Below are 18,970 nucleotides of genomic sequence, written 5' to 3'. Positions count from 1 at the left end.
AAATTATATTTCCAGCCCAAACGCACCAAAAATACGGTCTTCAATGCCTTTGAGCCAAGTTGATCCCATAATTGAAATCGATTCGTCGAGACTTTTAATTAGTCCGACGTAATCCTTTTTGTAATTAATGCTTTGATTATCAATATGTTGTATAAATTGTTCTCCATCCGGCCAAGGGGTTCTAATATCATTTTCAGCCTGATCAAATATTGATGGGGCCTGGGACAGCTTTTCCAGAATCATGTCATGGGCGGTAACAGCCTGACTGCCCTGCCCTTTTCCTCTTTGGAGCAAGATCATCTTTGATGCTTTAAGTCGGTCTCCAAACGCATAAAGCCTTTTTATCCGTTCCTGAATACAGATATCGATATTCTTTTGCAACCCTGAAACAAGGGCCTGGGACATCCAGTCCCAGGTAAAAAGAGAACGAATAAAAAGGTACCAGGCTTTTAAGGCAAAAAGTCCTGAAATATAATGAATATTTTCAACTAAAATCCTGTCGGGCCGGGTATAGATGCCCGGGCGCCATTGAACCGAAGCACTTCTCATTGTTCCGCCCATGATCAACCGGTCGCACCGCAGTTCGCTGTTCCGAATAATGGACCCTGCTGCACTGATACATCCAAAGGCAATTCTGACCGGTCCCACAAGGCCGCCCTGGCCCCCAAGAAACACAGGCCGCTGGTTAAGCATCACGCCCTGGTGGACATTGCCCATCATGGAGGGCGTTGCCTTGTCCTGGTTCGGGGTATAATTAAAGTGGATAAAAGACGATCCCACCTCGGAATGATCTTGTCGGCTGGTGCCGCCGGCCATGAAACAATCGCAGAAATTGATCAGGCTACCCAGGGTGACAAAGGGAAAAAGAATGGTCTGTTTGAGCCCCACGGTGTGGGCAGCATTGGCCTGTTCTTCAAGAATACAGCCCTTTCTCACATGTCCGCCCGAACCAAAAACATTGCCCCCCATGAAAACGGAATCCTGAAAATATCCGCCGTGCAGCTTTGTGCCCGGCCCCATAAGACAGTTTTCAACCGTTACCGGCGTTTCGTAGCCAAGAACGGTCCCCGGCATGATCAGGGTTTGCGCGCCGGTGAGTTTGGTGCCAGAGTAGATGGTAACACCATCCGGGGATATGCGTTCAATGTCAACGTCATCACCGATAAACACGGTGGCAGGATTTGGGATGTTTACCCCTTTTTTTAACAGGGCTTCAATTTTTTTTAAATTCATGGTTCAAATATTTAGATAACTTGATTGTTTATTGTCAAGTTTTTCGACATTAGAAAATGATGGAACTCGTTTAAATTATAGTCCTAAGGGTTTATTCTCATCTCTTTTTATTCTATAAATAACAAACTGGCAAGTAAATCCATCACATCTTAAACGTGAATACTTCAATTGCAAGGAGAAATACATATGAGCCAGGCTGGTTTGCTTTATCCGGATGATTCTTCCATTAAAAACCTTCATGAAAAATTAACAAAAGCGGCCCAGGATCTTAATATGCCGGATCGCCATTTGCGCAGACTTTTAAACTCACCCGGACGGTTCCCGGATTTCAGTCTCGGCATTGACGGCTTTTTTATGGATTTTTCACGTCAGCGGCTTGATGAAAATGCGTTATCATTGCTGCGTGAATCCCAAACGTTGTCCAATGCACTGAAAAAATTTAGTGAGATGACCCAAGGAAAAGTCGTAAATCCAACCGAAAACCGTGCAGCACTGCATACTGCGGCCCGGGGGACAGGACCTTCCCCGCTTTTATTCAAGGATATGGACGTTAAAGCCCAGATGCAACAAGTCAATGAACAAATAGAACAATTCTGCCTATCGGTTCATGAAGGCAAAATCAGCTCGGCATCTGGAAAACCTTTTACCCAGGCGGTTGTCATTGGTATTGGCGGCTCATATCTTGGGTGTGAATTCGTTTACCAGGCCCTGGCCGGGGCTGACAGAAAAATGGACCTTTTATTTTTGCCCAACGTAGATATTGACAATTTTGCCAGGGTCATTGAGTGCATTGATAAAGAGACCACTCTTTGGATCGTAATTTCCAAATCCTATACCACTACCGAAACCATGGCCAACCTTAACCAGGTCAGCACATGGCTTAAAGATCAGGGTGTCTCTCCTAAAGATCACATGGTCACCATTACGGCAAAGGGAAGTCCGGGGGATAATCCAGATACACCAGTGCTTGCTTCTTTCCACATGTTTGATTTCATTGGCGGCAGGTATTCGGTATCGTCGGCTGTGGGCGGGCTGCCTTTAAGTCTGGCTCTGGGGTATGATGTTTTCAAACGCTTTCTGGACGGCTGCAGAATAATGGACACCCATGTGCTGGAAAGCCCCCAAGAAAAAAATATCGCCTTAACCGCGGCTCTGATTTCTATTTGGAACATCCTGTATATGGGGTATCCGGCCCAGGCCATTATCCCTTATGCGTCAAGGCTATCCCGGCTCAGTCCCCATGTCCAGCAGCTTTATATGGAAAGCCTCGGCAAATCAGTTTCCCCGGAAGGAAAACTTTTGAGCCGGCCGGCCGGAACCATTATTTTCGGGGAACCCGGCACCAATGCCCAGCACTCATTTTTTCAACTGGCTCACCAGGGAAATGCCTTCCCCATTGACTTCATCGGCGTAAAATCGCCGGGCTACGCAGGTATTCAGGCCATGTCCAAAGGGGTGACCAACCACCAGGAACTATGGGCCAATCTTTTGGCCCAAGCCGGCGCCCTTGCCCTGGGCCGCAATTCAGATGATCCGGCCAGAAATTTTGACGGCAACCGACCCTCAACAATAATAACCATTGATAATCTGGAACCGGAAAGTGTTGGTATGTTGCTTTCTTTTTATGAGGCCAGAACCGTTCTGGAAGGATTTATTCTTGGCGTAAATCCTTTTGATCAGTTCGGTGTGGAGTTGGGCAAGGTTATGGCCGGGGATATTCGAAAGGAGATGGCTGCAAGAAACCAAAATCCGTCATATACGTTTGCCTGTGAATCAAAAACGGATAATTTTTACCTGGATCTTTTGTTCCGGAAATGAAGCGGGAAAATCAATCCTGTTCCAGGGAAACAACTTATCCCCGGAACAGGATAAAAATCAGGGGAATCTATAAAGGGATGCCCCCCAGGTCAGTCCGGCACCAAGCCCGGTAAAGAGAACAACATCCCCGGATTTGCCGATACGGCCTGTTTCAATGGCTTCATGGAGTGCCAAGGGAATGCTGGCGGCTGTGGTGTTACCGTATTTTTCAATATTATGGAAAACTTTATCTTCGGGCAGTTTGAGGAACTGACCAAAGGCCTGGTTAATACGTTTATTAGCCTGGTGGGGCACCACAAGATCAATATCAGACAATTCCATCCCTGCTTTCTCCAACACTTCCTTGGTCACCTTGGGTAGCATGCGAACGGCTTTTTTAAATATGGAAGGGCCGTCCATGACCGGAAAATATCGGGGATCATCAATGGGAACATCATCGGGCAGGCGCTTGAAAAGATTGGAGGCAGGCAGTTCTGTTTTTAAGGCATCTGCAAAATGGCCGTCTGCATGCAATGCCGAGGCAATCAGGCCCACGTTTTCATCCGTGTCAACCGCTTCGATACATATGGCGGCGGCACCGTCACCGAAAATCACCGTCACATCCCTGCCCCGGGTGGTTTTGTCAAGTCCTGTGGAATGTACTTCCGCACCCACCAAGAGAATTTTTGAGGCAAGCCCGGATTTGATATAGGAATCCGCTGTGGCAAATCCGTACAAAAATCCGGTGCATTGCTGGCGAATGTCAAGGGTCGGTGTGGAATCAAGCTCAAGATTTCGTGCTAAAAGACACCCGCCCCCGGGGAACATGATATCCGGACTTAAGGTGGCAAAAATGATAAAATCGAGATCTTCGGGGCTCCATCCCGCTTTATCCAGTGCCATGCGGGCGGCATGGGTGCCCAAATCCGATGCACCGCAGACATCTTCCTCGGTGACCCAGTGTCTTTGGTGGATGCCGGTGCGCTGGCGGATCCATTCATCGGAAGTGTCCATCAATTGGGTTAGATCCTGATTGGTAACAATATGGGGCGGCACAAAGAAGCCGGAGCCTTTTATAATTGATTTTTTCATTAAATTTCCTTGTTACTATGTAGATTCAAAACAGCAGAAAGTTTCTGTCTGATACCTGAAATTTTTCAGGTCCAAGTGCAGATCCAAATTTATAGTATGAATTTTATTTTTAGGCAAGGCGGTTAAAGCCGTTCGACAGTCTGTTTCCGATGTTTGCCTGAAAAACTGGATATTTTTTTCACACTTATATTTTTTTTCTTGCATATACCAAGAAGATTGAGATATGGACATAAGGTATTATTCATTTTCATTGACAAAGAGGCTGATATGGCAAATCCGGCTCGACTTTTAATCGTGGACGATAATGAAGATATTTTGTCCACTTTTTATGAATTTTTTAACTCCCTGGGGTATGAGGTTAAGACTGCGGTGGACGGATTTGCCGCTTTAAAAATTCTTCGTGATAAACCCGATTATTTTCATTGCCTGATTACAGACCTTGTTATGCCCAACATCAGTGGTGTCGGGTTGATTTCCATTGTAAAAAATGAATATCCCAATATTAAGACTGTTGCCATGACCGGGTATGGGGATCACCCCGGTGCCCTTGCGTCCGAAGCCCGGGCTGATATTGTTATTTTTAAACCCGTTGACCTGTTTAAAATTGAACGCAAAGTTGCCGAACTCATAGGCCGTAAAGAAGATTAGGAAAAAGAGAGCGTTATAATATATGACTTCACCAACCCCGCTGATAGGCGTTTCCAGCCCTATGCTGAAAATCAAAGAACTGATCAACCATGTGGCCCAAACCTGTCTGAACATCCTGATCACAGGAGAAACCGGTGTTGGAAAGGAAGTGGTTGCCCAGAGCCTGTATGCTGAGTCAAATCGGTCTAAAAATAATTTTGTAAAAATAAATTGTGCCGCCCTGCCTGAAACCCTTCTGGAGTCAGAACTTTATGGCTATGAAAAAGGCGCTTTTACCGGGGCACACAAAAAACGCTATGGAAAATTTTTGACTGCCGACAAGGGTGTTCTTTTTCTCGACGAAATCGGAGATATGCCCCTTAGCCTTCAGTCCAAAATGCTCCACGTACTCCAGAGCGGGGAATTTTCTCCTCTGGGATCGGACCAGGATTTTAAAACGGATGTCTGGGTCATTGCGGCGACCAACCAGTGCCTTGAAGAAAACATAAAAAACAAAACCTTTAGAGAAGATCTTTTTTACCGGCTTAATATTATTAAAATAGATATTCCGCCCCTTCGGGAACGCCCCGAGGATATCCCGGCCTTAATTGAATATTATTTCAAAAAACACTTGGCGGAACATCCGAAGACCCGGGCAGAAAAGCCTGACAAACTGACCATGGAAAGGCTTTGCAGTTATCACTGGCCCGGCAATGTGCGCCAGCTGCAAAATTGTATTAAAAAACTGATGGTGCTCAATTCCTGGGATAAAATTTTTGAAGAGTTGCCAAACGACACATATACCACCGGAACATCGTCTTCGGAAAATATTTCCCAGGGGCAATTGGCAGATTCCGGCATGCATTCGCCTGATTATCAACTTAATAATGACCCTGGAAACCGGCGGTTGAGGATCATTTCAGAATTTGTGGACCTGTCCACAAGTTCTGAGAAACTGTTTGAAGACATTTCTTTGAAAAAAATAAAGAAACTGGCCTCGGACAAGGTGGAAAAGGAAGTAATTATTTTTGTGCTTGAAAAAGTGGGCTGGAACCGATCCAAAGCCGCAAAGATTTTAAAAGTGTCCTATAAAACCTTGTTGTACAAAATGAGCGAATTCGATGTGAATCCGCCCATTAGTTAAGCCTTTTACTTGCAAAAGGGGACAAATGCAGCAATTAAACGGTCCGCCGCCCGGGACAACAATTGCCTTGGGCAGGCAATATTTATCCGCTCAAACCCGGCCCCGCTCTGACCGAACCAGTTGCCGTGATCAAGGGCAATCTTGGCCGTTTCCTCAATGACCTGAACAATTTTTTCCGGTGATAATCCCAAAGGATTTAAGTCCATCCACGGCAAATAGGTGGCTTCAAGATCAAATACCCGGACACCCGGCAGTTCTTTTTCGATTCTTTTTTTTAAATATAAAAAATTGTCATAAATATAACTGATCAGATCAACCAGCCAGGGTTCCCCGTCCTCATAGGCTGCCCGGGCTGCAATGGCCCCAAATAAATTTGAGGTGCCCGTTGAATTAAAGCCAAGACAATCAAAAAAACTGCCCATTTCATGGCGATAGGTTTCGTTGGGAATGATCAGGCAGGAATGGGCGAGACCGGCCAGATTAAAGGTTTTTGAGGCCGCAATCCCAGCAATGGCGCCCTGGCTCAATTCCGGAGAGATAGATTGGTAACTGGTATGTTTAAACCCGGGCATGACCAGGTCGCAATGTATTTCATCGGCAAAAACCAGGACATTGTTTTTCAGGCAGAGGGCCCCAAACCGCTCAAGCTCATCACGCTGCCAGACCCGGCCCACGGGATTGTGCGGAGAACACAGGATGGCAAGTTTTACCCTTGGGTCCCGGGTTTTTTCTTCCAGGTCTTTAAAATCCATATCATACCGGTAATTATTCAGTACCAGAGGATTCTCAACCACATGCCTGCCGTTGGTCTGAATGGCGTGGGCAAAGGGATAGTACACCGGCGGCTGAATTAATACCCCGTCACCGGGTTTGGTAAAGCACTGGATAAGGTAGTGGACCGCCGGCACGATACCCGGCGTATTGACAATTGAATCCTCCTGAATCTGCCATCCGTGCCGTCGGTTAAACCAGTTGATCAGCGCTTCATTGTGCCGGCTGTCATTCAGGCTATACCCGAAAACTTTGTGGGACAGGCGTTGTTCCATGGCATTTAAAATTACATCCGGACAGGCAAAATCCATATCTGCCACCCAAAACGGCAGCAGGTTTCCCCGCCTTTTGCCGAATTTTTGCTTCAGAACAGATGATTCCCATTTTACGGAACCTGTGTTGCTTCTGTCTATGATCTGATCAAAATGCCATGGGTCTCTCATCTTTTATGTCCTCATGTTAAACTATCCGTGAAGCGGGGTTCCTAATATTTTTAATGAGGCTTCTCCCATAATTTCAGCCAGGGTGGGATGGGCATGAATGGTGTGTGCCAGATCCGTTGCAGTCAAACCCTTGCGGACAGCCAGGGTAGCTTCGGCAATCAAATCCGTGGCATGGGGGCCTGTCATATGAACCCCTATTATTTTGCCTGATGCCTTTTCCACAATCATCTTTGCCTCTCCTGCAATCTCATCAATGGCATGGGCTTTTCCCAGGGACCTGAAATTTACAACTGTCGTTTCAATCTCTTTACCCTGTTCCCGGGCCTGTTCTTCCGTTAATCCAACCGCACCTATTTCAGGCATGGTAAAAATGGCTCCGGGTACGGCGCTATACGACATGGCAGTTTTGGCTGCTTTTGTTTGCCCGCAGGCATTCTCAGCCGCCACAAGGCCTTCGTGGTACGCCACATGGGCCAGCATCACATGGGCAGGGCCGAGAATATCACCAATGGCATAAACATTGTCAACCCGGGTCTGCATGTATTCATTCACGGCAATCCATCCGCCCTTGTCTGTTTCAAGGCCGATATTTTCAAGGCCCAGCTCTTCTGCCAAAGAGCTTCTGCCGATACACACGGCCATAACATCAGCCTCAATTGATTTTGTTTTCAGTTTGCCGCCCGGCTTGGTGAATGGACTGACATCCAGAAAAATATCAAGACCGGCACTTTTGTTCTCCGCTCGTTCCACAATTGTGTCGGTAAGCACTTTGATCTTTCGTTTTTTCATTTCACGCAACAGCAGCTTTGAGCAGGACGCGTCTACACTCGGCAGGGGGAGGACCCTGTCCATGGCCTCAACAATGGTAACCTGACAGCCAAGCGCACTGAATATAAAGGCAAATTCACATCCGATCACCCCGCCGCCCACAATGGTTAAAGACTTTGGAATATAATCCAGTGATAGGATATCATTGGAAGACAAAATTTTTTCATGATCAAAAGGGAAAGCCGAAACGTTCATGGGCACCGTACCGGCTGCAATGATCAACTTGTCGTACCCCAGGGATATGGGATCTTCCTGATCCGAAATCACATCGACTTTGCCCGGAGAAATAATTTTTGCCCGGCCCATGACAATGTTTACGCCCGCCTTTTCAAGAAGCCCTGCAAGTCCCTTTCTCTGGCCTTCAAGTACTTTTTCCTTTCGCCGCATCAGGCCCTGGATATCAGGGGTGACGGTTCCTGATATCTTAATCCCCAGACTGCCGGCCTTAAAACAGTTGAGCAGCAGATCTGCTGAATTTTTCATTATTTTAGACGGAATACAGCCGTGATTAAGGCAGGTGCCCCCTAAATTTTCTTTTTCAATCAAGGTCACCCGGGCCCCAAGGCCGGCTGCTCTCAGTGCGGCAACATAACCGCCGGGACCTGCGCCGATGATAATGATGTTTTCAGCCATATGTATCCTCGTTAAAACTGATTATAAATAACGGCCATGGCCGACCTGATTTTTCACCGAGGTTGTGCCACAGCAAATCACAAAAAACGAATCGATTAATTTAGTTCTTTCATATAACGGCCACGGGCCGTCCTTGGTCTATCTACACCCAGGCTTCGGCCCACAACAAAGATAGAAAGAATCCAGTTAATTACTGGAGACTTTCATATAAAATTTCAAATTACATTAGAATTTGAACAGAATATATATGCTTTCATAAGTTTTTTCCAAATATATCTTTAAATTCATCAAAAAACCAAATTTTATGTTTGACTCTAAACCATGGGTAAGATACTTTTACTCAACAAGAGATTTCTGAATTAATTATTTCAAAAATATTTTCACAAAACAAATTAACGTAAAATACCAAATGAAAATTGATGACACCAATATAAATATTATCAGAGAACTCAAAGAAGGTAAAAAACCCTTCAAAAAAATAGCCGAAAAGCTGGGTGTTACTGAAAACACTGTACGGGCAAGGGTCCTCAAACTTCAGGAAGAAGGCGTACTTGAGTTCTGCGGTCTTGTAGACCCGGCCAAGCTGCCGGGCCATAGAAGTGTAATTGTGGGCATTAAGCTGTCTGAGACGAATCTGGTGGAAAAAGGAAAAGAGATCAGCCGCCTGAAAGGTGTCGTTTCCGTGTCCGTGGTCACAGGGCGCTATGATCTCATGGTGATGGTTTTATTCAAAGAAGGGTTTGATCTGCTTGAATTTTACACCAATGAAATTTCAAAAATCCACGGAATCGATTCCGTGGAAACCTTTGTGGTTTACAAATCTTACAACCTGAAAGTGCCATACATTTTTTAATTTTAACAAAAAATATGTCATAGAAAAAGGGGCTTTGTCATGACTGATAATCTAAAAAAAACACCATTAAATGCATGGCATAGGAATGCCGGAGCCAATATGGCTGATTTCGGCGGATTTGACATGCCGCTATGGTATGATACAGGCGTTAAAAATGAGCACATTGCCGTGCTCGCATCAGCGGGCATGTTCGACACATCCCATATGGACTGTATCCGGGTACAGGGCAACGACACCCCTGCCCTGCTTGATTATTGTTTCACAAGACAGATCAGCGAGCTGTTATTGGGCCGGTGTGTTTACGGCGCGTTTTTAGATGCCCAAGGACATTGCATTGATGATGCCATTGTTTATAAATTTTCGGATGTCAGCTTCATGATCTGTGTCAATGCCGGTATGGGAGGATCAATTACCGGGCATCTGGTTTCGCACAGTGACGGAAAATCCGTAGAAATAAAAGATTTATCAGACCAGCTTGCCAAGTTGGATGTCCAAGGCAAAAATGCCTTGAAAATCGTATCCGTCCTCATTAAGGATAAGGAAAACGTTTTTGACAAAATGCCGTACTTTTCCTTCAAAGGAAATCTGGACCCTGATGCCCCTGATGGTGTAACACTTGTGGATGGTACCCCCGTCATTGTCTCAAGAACCGGGTATACCGGTGAATTCGGTTTTGAAATTTTCATTGCACCCGATAAAGTTGAAAAACTGTGGACGAACCTATTAGATGCCGGATCCCCCTATGCCCTGATACCCTGCGGCCTTGGCGCCAGGGACTCTTTAAGGGCCGGTGCCTGCCTGCCTTTGTCCCATCAGGATATTGGGCATTTCCCCTTCATCAACCACCCTTGGGAGTTTGCCCTGCCCTTTAAGCAGGGAACCCGGCAGTTCACCAAGGATTTTTTAGGGGCCAAAAGCCTGATGAAACTGGAACAGCCGGCCTTTACCTATGCCTTTGTCGGTGACTCTTTAAGAAAGGTGTCGGCAGGTGATGCCGGTCGGGTTCTCACCGAGCAAGGCCAGGATATCGGTAAGGTACTGACCTGCGCAACAGACATGGGAATCTTTTGGCATGAAGACCAAATCGTGAGCATTAATACGCCAAACCTGCCCCCTGATGTCAAAATAAAGGGGCTTGCCTGCGGATTTGTTATGGTCAACCAGCCCCTTGACATGGGAACCCGGTTGACTCTTGTTGAAGGTAAACGCAAAATCGGAGTCCGGCTTGTTTCCGATATTCGGCCGGACAGGACAGCAAGACTTGCAATCAAAAATTTCAAATAACGGCCATGGCCGACCTGGTCTTTCACCGAGGTTGGGCTACAACGAATATTTAAACATCTCTGTTGGTTACAGAGAGTTTCTTATAAAAATGAGGAGGCGATATGAAATCCATTGAAGAACTTAATTTTCCGTCTGATGTCAAATACACCGATGATCACGAATGGGCAAAAGTTGAAGGCAATCTGGTAAGCGTGGGTATTTCCGACTATGCCCAGGACCAGCTTGGCGAAATTGTTTATGTGGAAATGCCGGAAATTGGTGATACATTTGGCCAGGGAGACGAATTTGGCAGCGTGGAGTCCGTTAAAGCGGTATCTGAAATTTTTCTTCCCATTGCAGGTGAAATCGTTGAGGTAAATTCAGAACTTGAAGATGCGCCTGAACTGGTCAATACCGACTGCTATGACAAAGGCTGGCTTGTCAAAATTAAACCCGACGATTTGTCCGAAATGGACAGCCTGAAAGACCAGGCTGCATACCTTGAAATGCTGAAAGGATAAATGCCATGCGTTATCTGCCGCATACCAAACAGGACATTGACCAAATGCTGGCTGTCACAGGCCACACCGATCTGGATCAGCTATTTGAAATCATTCCCGAATCTGCGAAAACAAAGACCGGATTAAACCTGCCCGACGCGTTAAGCGAATGGGATCTAAATGCCGAAATGGAAGAACTGGCCTCACAAAATGCGGCATGTGGATCATATACCTGCCTGATGGGTGCCGGTTCCTACGACCACCATATTCCAGCCATTGTTCCCTACCTTATTTCCAGATCCGAATTTATGACGGCGTACACCCCCTACCAGCCCGAGGTCAGCCAGGGTACGTTGCAGGGGATCTATGAATTTCAAACCATGATTACAGCGCTTTTAGGCATGGACATTGCCACGGCATCCCATTACGACGGCGGCACCGCCCTGGCGGAATGTGCGCTGATTGCCTTGCACAAGTCAAAAAAGGCAAATAAAATCGCCGTATCAAGCCTCGTTCACCCTGCCCATCGCCAAATCATGAAGACCTATCTTAACCCATCCGAATTTGAAATGGTTGAAATACCGGCAGATAAAAACGGCCTGACGGATGTAGCGGCCTTTAAAGCCATGGATGGTATTGCAGGGGTTGCCATTCAGTCCCCTAACTTTTTTGGAAAAATTGAAGATCTCGGCAGTTTCAAAGCTTGTGCCGATGAAAAAAACTGCCTGTTCATTACCTCATTCACCGAGGCGTTAGCCCATGGTTTACTGAAAAGTCCGGGTAGCTTTGGGGCTGATCTTGTGGCAGGAGAAGGCCAAAGCCTTGGCATGACCAAAAGCTTTGGCGGGCCGGGACTTGGGCTGTTAGCCGGAACAAAAAAACTGATGAGAAACCTTCCCGGCCGGTTTGTGGGAAAAACCACCGATTCAAACGGCCAAAGTGGATATGTGCTGACCCTTGCCACCAGAGAACAGCATATCCGCAGAGAAAAAGCCTCTTCCAACATCTGCTCCAATAACGGCCTCAACGCCATGACCGCTGCCGTATACATGGCTGCCGCGGGAAAAAACGGAATCAGGGAAATCGCCCGGCTCAATCACGACAAAGCCGTTTACCTGAAAAATGCCCTTGTGGATGCCGGGTTCAGTTCTGTCTACAACGGTGCCTTTTTCAATGAATTTGTTCTTAAAGCCCCAGCCGGATTTGCAGCCAAGCGAAGTGAACTTGCGAAAAAACACAATCTGTATGCAGGGATCCCCCTTGAATCCTATTACCCGGACATGGCAGACCATTATCTTTTCTGTGCCACGGAAACCGTGCCCAGACAGGCCATTGACCTTTTGGCAAAGGAGGTACAATAATGACAAAGCCAGGCACAACCGGCCTTATATTTAACGAACCTGAACTATGGGACAAAAGCCGGGACGGCAGATGCGGTATTTCCATGCCCAGAAGTGATGTGCCAAGAGCGGATCTTGATCCGGCACTCACCGGTGATGCACCGGAACTTCCGCAACTTTCCGAACTTGATGTTGTTCGTCATTTTACCCGCCTGTCCCAATGGAATTTTTGTATAGATTCAGGCATGTATCCTTTGGGTTCCTGCACCATGAAATACAATCCCAAAACCAATGAGGTCCAGGCATCCCGAAAAGGATTTGTTGTCGCCCATCCGTTGGCCGGGGATGAATTTTCCCAGGGCGCCTTAAAATTGATGTATGAGTTGGAGCAACTGCTCGGAGAGATCACGGGATTTCCCGCTGTCACGTTACAACCGGCGGCCGGGGCACATGGGGAACTCACCGGTATGCTCATGATCCATGCCTGGCACGCCAAACAGGGAAAACAGCGCTCAAAAATCCTGATCCCTGACACGGCCCATGGCACCAATCCGGCCTCGGCAACCCTTTGCGGATATAAGTCCGTGAATATCAAATCAGGTCCCAAAGGGATACTGGATCCCCAGACGGTGGCCGAGGCCATGGACGAAGATACCGCCGGCATCATGATCACCAACCCCAACACCCTGGGCCTGTTTGAGGAAAACATCAAGGAGGTCTGTGACATTGTCCATGCCAAGGGCGGCCTTGTCTATGGAGACGGCGCCAACATGAATGCCGTTATGGGAATCATCAAGCCCGGCGAACTTGGCATTGATGTACTCCATTTAAATCTTCACAAGACCTTTTCCACCCCACACGGCGGCGGCGGCCCCGGTTCAGGTCCGGTGGCCGTGGTCGATGAGCTGATTCCCTTTCTTCCTGTGCCAAGGGTTGAAAAGGAAAACGACACCTATTCTTTTATTACGGATTGCCCGGATACCATTGGTCGGATGCACACCTTTTATGGCCATTTCGGTGTCATGGTCAGGGCCTATGCCTATATTCTGTCCATGGGGGGAGACGGCTTAAAGCGTGCGTCCCAGCTTGCCGTGCTCAATGCCAACTATATTAAGGAAAGCCTTAAAACGACCCTGGATCTGCCCTATGACAGACCCTGTATGCATGAATGTGTCTTTACCGACAAAAGTGTTCAAGAACACCATATCAGCACCATGGATATGGCCAAACGTCTTCTGGATTACGGATTTCATCCCCCCACGGTATATTTCCCCCTGGTAGTGGATGCGGCCTTTATGGTTGAACCCACGGAAACCGAATCCAAAGATGACATTGACCAGTTCATTGAGGCAGTAAAGGCCATTGTTAAAGAGGCTGCTTCAAACCCCGATGAATTGAAATCCGCGCCCCATCTTCCGAAGGTGACACGGCTGGACGAAGTGACTGCGGCACGGAAACCCTGTCTTAAAGGGTAATTCAACTTTTGGTTTCGTTAATTTTCAGTCGAGTCTTGCAGATCAAGATTAAAATCAAAACTGGGATACCCATCACGGCGGTCACCGTGAAAAATACAGGGTATCCCAGTTGGTCTACCATGCCCCCGGAATATCCGGAAAACATCTTGGGCACAAGGGTCATTAAGGATGAAAATACGGCGTATTGAATGGCGGTGAACCGAACATTGGTCAGGCTGGATAAAAAGGCCACAAATGCTGCGCCGGCCAGGCCGCCGGCCAAATTGTCCGCAGAAATCACAAGGTAAAGCATGGGCAGGGCCGGACCGGTCCAGGCCATGAGAACAAACAAGAGGTTTGTAAGTGCCGACAGCAACGCCCCGGCAAAAAGAATACGCATCACCCCGAACTGGATAGACAGGGTACCTCCCAGAAAACCGCCGGCAATGGTCATAAACAGCCCAAATGTTTTTACGATGCTTGCGATGTGAATTTTTGAAAATCCCATATCCTGGTAAAAAACATTGGAGATAACACCTAAAACAATATCTGAAATCCGGTACAGGCCGATGAGTGCAAGAAGCAGCCATGCCAAACTCCTCCCGTACCGGGAAAAAAAATCCGAGACAGGTTCAACATAGGCAGACCGGATCATCTCCATATCCGCCACCTTCAGGGCCACCATTGCCCTTGCAGCGATAAGCCCAGCGCAGATCCCCCCGGCAAGCCTTGCGGCTTCAATTATAAATCCGCCTGCAGAGGGATTTTTTACAATCAAAATCACCTGCGCCTTTAATGTTGATGCAATCCCGGATGAAAAATAAAACCATCCCACAAACGCCGCGGCAGACACTAAAAAAAGAATAAAAAACCGGGCATGATCCGTGGTTCGGCTATGATTTGTTTCTTTGGCTGTTATTTCAGGTTCTTTAATCACAAATACCGTGGTTATTCCAATGGCCATTAGCCCAGCCATAATCTGATAGGCCGTACGCCAGGCTGTATAATCATAAGCACCCGGCGATGAGCCTTTGATCTGTGCCAGAAACAACGCACCTGCACCTGCGGCCAGCATCCCGATGCGGTATCCGGCAATATACACCGAAGCCATAAGCGCCTGGAGACTTTCGTCGGCAGATTCAATGCGGTAGGCATCAATGGCAATGTCCTGGGTAGCCGAAGAAAAGCCTAGACCCACAGCTGCCAGGGCCATGAAAACCATATAATTTTGCCCCTTTGCCGGATCAATCATGGCCATGGCAAAAATGGATGCGGCAATACAGATCTGGGACAGAAGTATCCAGGCCCTGCGACGGCCAAGCCTCCGGCTTATCACCGGAATAGGCATCTGATCCACCAACGGGGCCCAGATAAATTTAAAGGAATAGCCTAATGCTGCCCAGGAAAAAAAGGTAACCGCCGAACGTTGGATCCCTGCCTCACGAAGCCAAAGGGAAAGGGAGGAAAAAATAAGCAGAATGGGAAGTCCTGCACTGAACCCGAAAAAGAGCATAGTGACCACCCGTGGGTGGGCAAAATTCTTGACGGCTTCCCATGTTCTTTGGGGAAAACGCTGCAGGATTGAAGTCAAAAAATCGAAAAAAACAGATAACATGCGTGACATAGTTAAGAACCGAAGGTGTCGCCCAATTTTACATAAGGACTATAAAAAGATTTCAAAATCCGCCGAAACGGCATAACAGGAAATGGAAAGGTGATTGTCATTGAAAAACCGGCGGCCATGATCAACCATGACATCCACTTGGTCATCGCTTCTGTCCTGGTTGATATGGATCAGGCCAAGCTGCCCCACTGACGCCCTCGCGCTTAAATCCAGAACATCGGACAGGCAAGAGTGCCCCCACCCGGTTCGATTCAGGTATTCATTATCCGTGTACTCGGTGTCATGAAACAGCACATCCGCATTTTTTGAGAAGTCAATGTATTCTTCAACGCTTTTGCCACGGGCATGGACATATCCCAGTTCATTGTCCGTTAAAAACACAAATGTTTTCCCCTTTTCCGTAAACTTGTATCCCAGGCTGTTTTGGGAGTGGGATGTGGGAATGGCTTCAATATCCAGGCTGCCGATGGAAAAACGCTTGTTCAAAGATGCATCAAACCGGATGTCAGCGTTGTAAGCCGTTAATCCCACGGGGAAAAAAGGCATACGCATAACCTGTTCAATAACTTTTTTTGTGGTCAGGCCGGCAAAGGTGCGATCCTGGATATGAACCGTTGTGTTCCCATAAAGCAGGGGATGAAAAAAAGGCAGGCCAATGATGTGGTCCCAGTGGGTATGGGTCAAAAGCAGATAACATGTCTTAACTTTATTTTGAACCAGATGCTTACCAAGCCTACGGATACCGGTACCGGCATCAATGATCACAATTTCACCGGAATCGGCCTGGATCTCAAAACAGGTGGTATCTCCGCCGTATTTGATATATTGTTGCCCTGATACACAGACGGACCCCCTGGATCCCCAACATTTTATTCGCATGCGTCTTTTGTATCCATTAATTTAGATATTCATTTCTTGAGAACCAACGTCTTAGGCTTTTATGAAACCGGAGCAAATTTAACACTATTGTTAGCAAAAAAATAACCATATTTAAACCTTATTGTATGAATAAATAGAAGGGATGATAAAATGGGTTTCAAAATTAAGGCAAACTATTTTCAAAAAGATTTGGAAATATCAATTTTTTTATACTACATATACCATGCTTTTCGTCAGTCGGCATGTGTTGTTGTACACAACAACACATGCCCTTATAAACAAGAATAGTTTGAAAAAAGGAATAATAACATGGCACAGGCAATCGCAGACAGACGTGACGTCGACTTTGTATTGCATGAACAAATTGGCACAGTTGAACATGAGTTGTTTGAAGAGTTTAATAAAAAGACCATTGACCTCATCGTCTCGGAAGCAAGAACCCTTTCTATTAAGGAAATCCTTCCCACATTCAAGGACGGGGATGAGATCGGCTGTACCCTTGAGAATGGTAAAGTGACCACCCCTGACTCCTTTAAGCGGGCCTGGAAGCTGTTCTGCGAAGGTGAATGGTTGGCCATGTGCGATGATCCGGATGTGGGCGGCCAGGGTATGCCCAAAACCGTGGGGTGTGCTGCCTTGGAATATATGGTGGGGGCCAATTCCGCCTTTATGCTCTATTACGGCATGACCCACGGCGCCGCCAAACTGGTGGAAGCCTTTGGTGACGAAACCCAGAAAAAATTGTACATGAAAAAAATGTTTGCAGGCCAGTGGGGCGGCACCATGCTTCTGACGGAACCCGAGGCCGGTTCCGACGTAGGGGCCTTGACCACCACAGCCACCCTAAACGATGACGGCACCTATACCATCCAGGGCACAAAGATTTTCATCTCTGCAGGCGAACACGATCTTTGCGATAACATTATCCATCCGGTTCTTGCCCGTATTGAGGGCGCACCGGCCGGTACCCGGGGTATCTCCTTGTTCCTGGCACCCAAATACCTGGTCAATGAGGACGGATCGCTGGGAGAATTCAACAATGTGGTGTGTACAGGCCTTGAAGAAAAAATGGGTATTCACGGCAATGCCACCTGCACTCTCTCTTTGGGAGACAAAGGGCCTTGCATCGGCACCCTTCTTGGTGAAGAAAACAAGGGCATGCCCGAAATGTTTAAAATGATGAACGAAGCCCGTGCCTTTGTGGGCATACAGGGGTTTGCCGTGGCGTCGGCCGCGTATATGAATGCCCTTGATTATGCCAGAACCCGGGTACAGGGGCGACATCTTACGGCAGGCAAGGATGCCACTGCCAAAAACGTAACCATCATCAATCACCCGGATGTTAAACGCCAGTTGTTGAACATGAAGGTATACACCGAAGGCATGCGCTCCCTGCACTATTACTATGCCAAGTGCGAGGATATCGTTCACACCACGGATGATGAAAAATTAAAAGCCAATACTGCAGCATTAATTGAGGTACTAACCCCTATCGTCAAGGGCTATATCACAGATAAAGCCCTTGAGGTCTGCTCCCACGGTGTCCAGGTTTACGGCGGATATGGATACTGCAAGGAGTTTCCGGCAGAGCAGCTCATGCGCGACTCCAGGATATTCATGATTTATGAAGGCACCAACGGCATCCAGGCCATGGATCTGCTTGGCCGCAAGCTGGCCATGAACAAAGGCCAAAGTTTTACCTATTTTCTGGATCAGATCAGAAAAACCATACACGAGGCCCTGTTAATTGATGGCCTTTCCGTTCTTGCCGAAAAGGTGGAACTTGCCCTGGACCGGTATGGTGTTGTAGCCTATGAACTTGGTGCAAGGGCAAGGTCTGAAAAAGCACTTAACGCCTATGCCTTTGCCCATCCCTTCCTGGATATTACAGGGGATATGGCCTTTGCCTGGATGCATCTGTGGCGCGCCTGCATTGCCGCGCCCAAGCTGGCAAAAAAAGTAGGTTCCCTTGATCCCGAAGCTGTGGCTGCCAAGGCCGCCAAAAATAAAGATGTCGCGTTTTATGCAGGCCAGATGGCCTCGGCCAGATTTTTTATTAATACTCTTTTACCCGGATCTTATGGTAAAATGGATGCTATTATTGAAGGGGATTCCTGTGTGGAAGATATACAGGATGTTTCCTTTGGCTCAAAATAGTAAAAATAAAATGGAGGAAAAGAACATGCTTGAAACACTGAAAAACAGTCTGCTCACCGGTGTGGGCATGGCGCTGCGCTCCAAAAAAGAGATTGAGGCCTTTGCCAAGGAGTTTGCCCAACAGTCTGAGATGAACCAGAAAGAAGCAAAGGACTTTTTAGATGAGTGTAAAAAACGGTATGATGATGCAAAATCCGGTCTCGACAAAAAAGTTGAAGAGATTGTGGAATCAGTGCTCAAACGTCTGGATCTGCCCACCCGTTCTGACGTTGATGCGCTTAATGCCCGGATTGATGAGTTGACTGAAAAAATTGAAAAGGGCGCCTGAAATT

Annotated in this window: 16 protein-coding genes; 10 read left to right on the top strand and 6 right to left on the bottom strand. The window is 47.1% G+C overall.

The window, feature by feature from the left end; translation table 11 throughout:
• Positions 1–3 precede the first annotated feature (3 nt).
• On the bottom strand, positions 4–1,233 hold the full coding sequence (locus B147_RS0106560) for a protein GlmU (RefSeq protein ID WP_020586430.1): 1,230 nt from the start codon (positions 1,231–1,233) through the stop codon (positions 4–6).
• Between the two features lie 186 nt (positions 1,234–1,419).
• On the opposite strand from B147_RS0106560, the gene B147_RS0106555 reads away from it, so the two are divergent.
• A complete protein-coding gene (locus tag B147_RS0106555; RefSeq protein WP_020586429.1) occupies positions 1,420–3,051 on the top strand; it encodes a glucose-6-phosphate isomerase in 1,632 nt (543 codons plus the stop codon).
• 57 nt (positions 3,052–3,108) lie between these two features.
• On the opposite strand, the gene B147_RS0106550 is transcribed toward B147_RS0106555, so the two are convergent.
• Positions 3,109–4,122 carry a 3-oxoacyl-ACP synthase III family protein gene (locus B147_RS0106550; RefSeq protein ID WP_020586428.1) on the bottom strand — a complete coding sequence of 338 codons (1,014 nt, stop codon included), beginning with the start codon at positions 4,120–4,122 and terminating at the stop codon, positions 3,109–3,111.
• Positions 4,123–4,389: 267 nt separating this feature from the next.
• On the opposite strand from B147_RS0106550, the gene B147_RS0106545 reads away from it, so the two are divergent.
• Together B147_RS0106545 and B147_RS0106540 are read left to right on the top strand one after the other, a co-directional pair.
• On the top strand, positions 4,390–4,770 hold the full coding sequence (locus B147_RS0106545; protein WP_026259546.1) for a response regulator: 381 nt from the start codon (positions 4,390–4,392) through the stop codon (positions 4,768–4,770).
• Positions 4,771–4,831: 61 nt separating this feature from the next.
• Complete coding sequence (locus B147_RS0106540; protein WP_020586426.1) at positions 4,832–5,893, top strand: sigma-54 interaction domain-containing protein; 1,062 nt, start codon at positions 4,832–4,834, stop codon at positions 5,891–5,893.
• A gap of 5 nt (positions 5,894–5,898) precedes the next feature.
• Here the strand turns inward: B147_RS0106540 and B147_RS0106535 are convergent, their stop codons facing one another.
• Together B147_RS0106535 and lpdA are read right to left on the bottom strand one after the other, a co-directional pair.
• Positions 5,899–7,107, bottom strand: a complete 1,209-nt coding sequence (locus B147_RS0106535; protein WP_020586425.1) for a MalY/PatB family protein — start codon at positions 7,105–7,107, stop codon at positions 5,899–5,901.
• A gap of 21 nt (positions 7,108–7,128) precedes the next feature.
• The gene (gene lpdA, locus B147_RS0106530; RefSeq protein WP_020586424.1) at positions 7,129–8,568 is read right to left on the bottom strand and encodes a dihydrolipoyl dehydrogenase; all 1,440 of its coding nucleotides are present in this window, start codon (positions 8,566–8,568) and stop codon (positions 7,129–7,131) included.
• A gap of 409 nt (positions 8,569–8,977) precedes the next feature.
• On the opposite strand from lpdA, the gene B147_RS0106525 reads away from it, so the two are divergent.
• From B147_RS0106525 to gcvPB, 5 genes are all read left to right on the top strand, one after another.
• Entirely contained in the window at positions 8,978–9,421 is a 444-nt protein-coding gene (locus B147_RS0106525) for an Lrp/AsnC family transcriptional regulator (protein ID WP_020586423.1), read from the top strand.
• Between the two features lie 39 nt (positions 9,422–9,460).
• Complete coding sequence (locus B147_RS0106520; protein ID WP_020586422.1) at positions 9,461–10,705, top strand: aminomethyl transferase family protein; 1,245 nt, start codon at positions 9,461–9,463, stop codon at positions 10,703–10,705.
• A 101-nt stretch (positions 10,706–10,806) separates the two neighbouring features.
• Positions 10,807–11,205 (top strand): glycine cleavage system protein GcvH, encoded by a 399-nt coding sequence (gene gcvH / locus B147_RS0106515; RefSeq protein WP_020586421.1) that lies wholly within the window; start codon positions 10,807–10,809, stop codon positions 11,203–11,205.
• A gap of 5 nt (positions 11,206–11,210) precedes the next feature.
• The gene (gene gcvPA / locus B147_RS0106510) at positions 11,211–12,545 is read left to right on the top strand and encodes an aminomethyl-transferring glycine dehydrogenase subunit GcvPA (RefSeq protein WP_020586420.1); all 1,335 of its coding nucleotides are present in this window, start codon (positions 11,211–11,213) and stop codon (positions 12,543–12,545) included.
• Positions 12,545–13,999 carry an aminomethyl-transferring glycine dehydrogenase subunit GcvPB gene (gene gcvPB, locus B147_RS0106505; RefSeq protein ID WP_020586419.1) on the top strand — a complete coding sequence of 485 codons (1,455 nt, stop codon included), beginning with the start codon at positions 12,545–12,547 and terminating at the stop codon, positions 13,997–13,999. The genes gcvPA and gcvPB overlap by 1 nt, the downstream gene beginning before the upstream one ends.
• Before the next feature lies 1 nt (position 14,000).
• Here gcvPB and B147_RS0106500 read toward each other — a convergent pair whose 3' ends face one another.
• A complete protein-coding gene (locus B147_RS0106500) occupies positions 14,001–15,602 on the bottom strand; it encodes an AmpG family muropeptide MFS transporter (protein WP_020586418.1) in 1,602 nt (533 codons plus the stop codon).
• A gap of 39 nt (positions 15,603–15,641) precedes the next feature.
• Positions 15,642–16,481, bottom strand: coding sequence for an MBL fold metallo-hydrolase (locus tag B147_RS0106495; protein WP_020586417.1), 840 nt, complete (start codon positions 16,479–16,481; stop codon positions 15,642–15,644).
• 309 nt (positions 16,482–16,790) lie between these two features.
• On the opposite strand from B147_RS0106495, the gene B147_RS0106485 reads away from it, so the two are divergent.
• Both B147_RS0106485 and B147_RS0106480 read left to right on the top strand, forming a co-directional pair.
• A complete protein-coding gene (locus B147_RS0106485) occupies positions 16,791–18,638 on the top strand; it encodes an acyl-CoA dehydrogenase family protein (RefSeq protein ID WP_020586415.1) in 1,848 nt (615 codons plus the stop codon).
• 25 nt (positions 18,639–18,663) lie between these two features.
• Positions 18,664–18,966, top strand: a complete 303-nt coding sequence (locus B147_RS0106480) for a phasin family protein (RefSeq protein WP_026259543.1) — start codon at positions 18,664–18,666, stop codon at positions 18,964–18,966.
• The last annotated feature ends 4 nt before the right edge of the window (positions 18,967–18,970 follow it).

This window comes from Desulfobacter curvatus DSM 3379 (genome assembly GCF_000373985.1).
In the GTDB taxonomy this organism is placed as follows: domain Bacteria; phylum Desulfobacterota; class Desulfobacteria; order Desulfobacterales; family Desulfobacteraceae; genus Desulfobacter; species Desulfobacter curvatus.
Note: the sequence above shows the minus strand (reverse complement) of the source record. Positions and strands in the feature narration are given on the sequence as shown.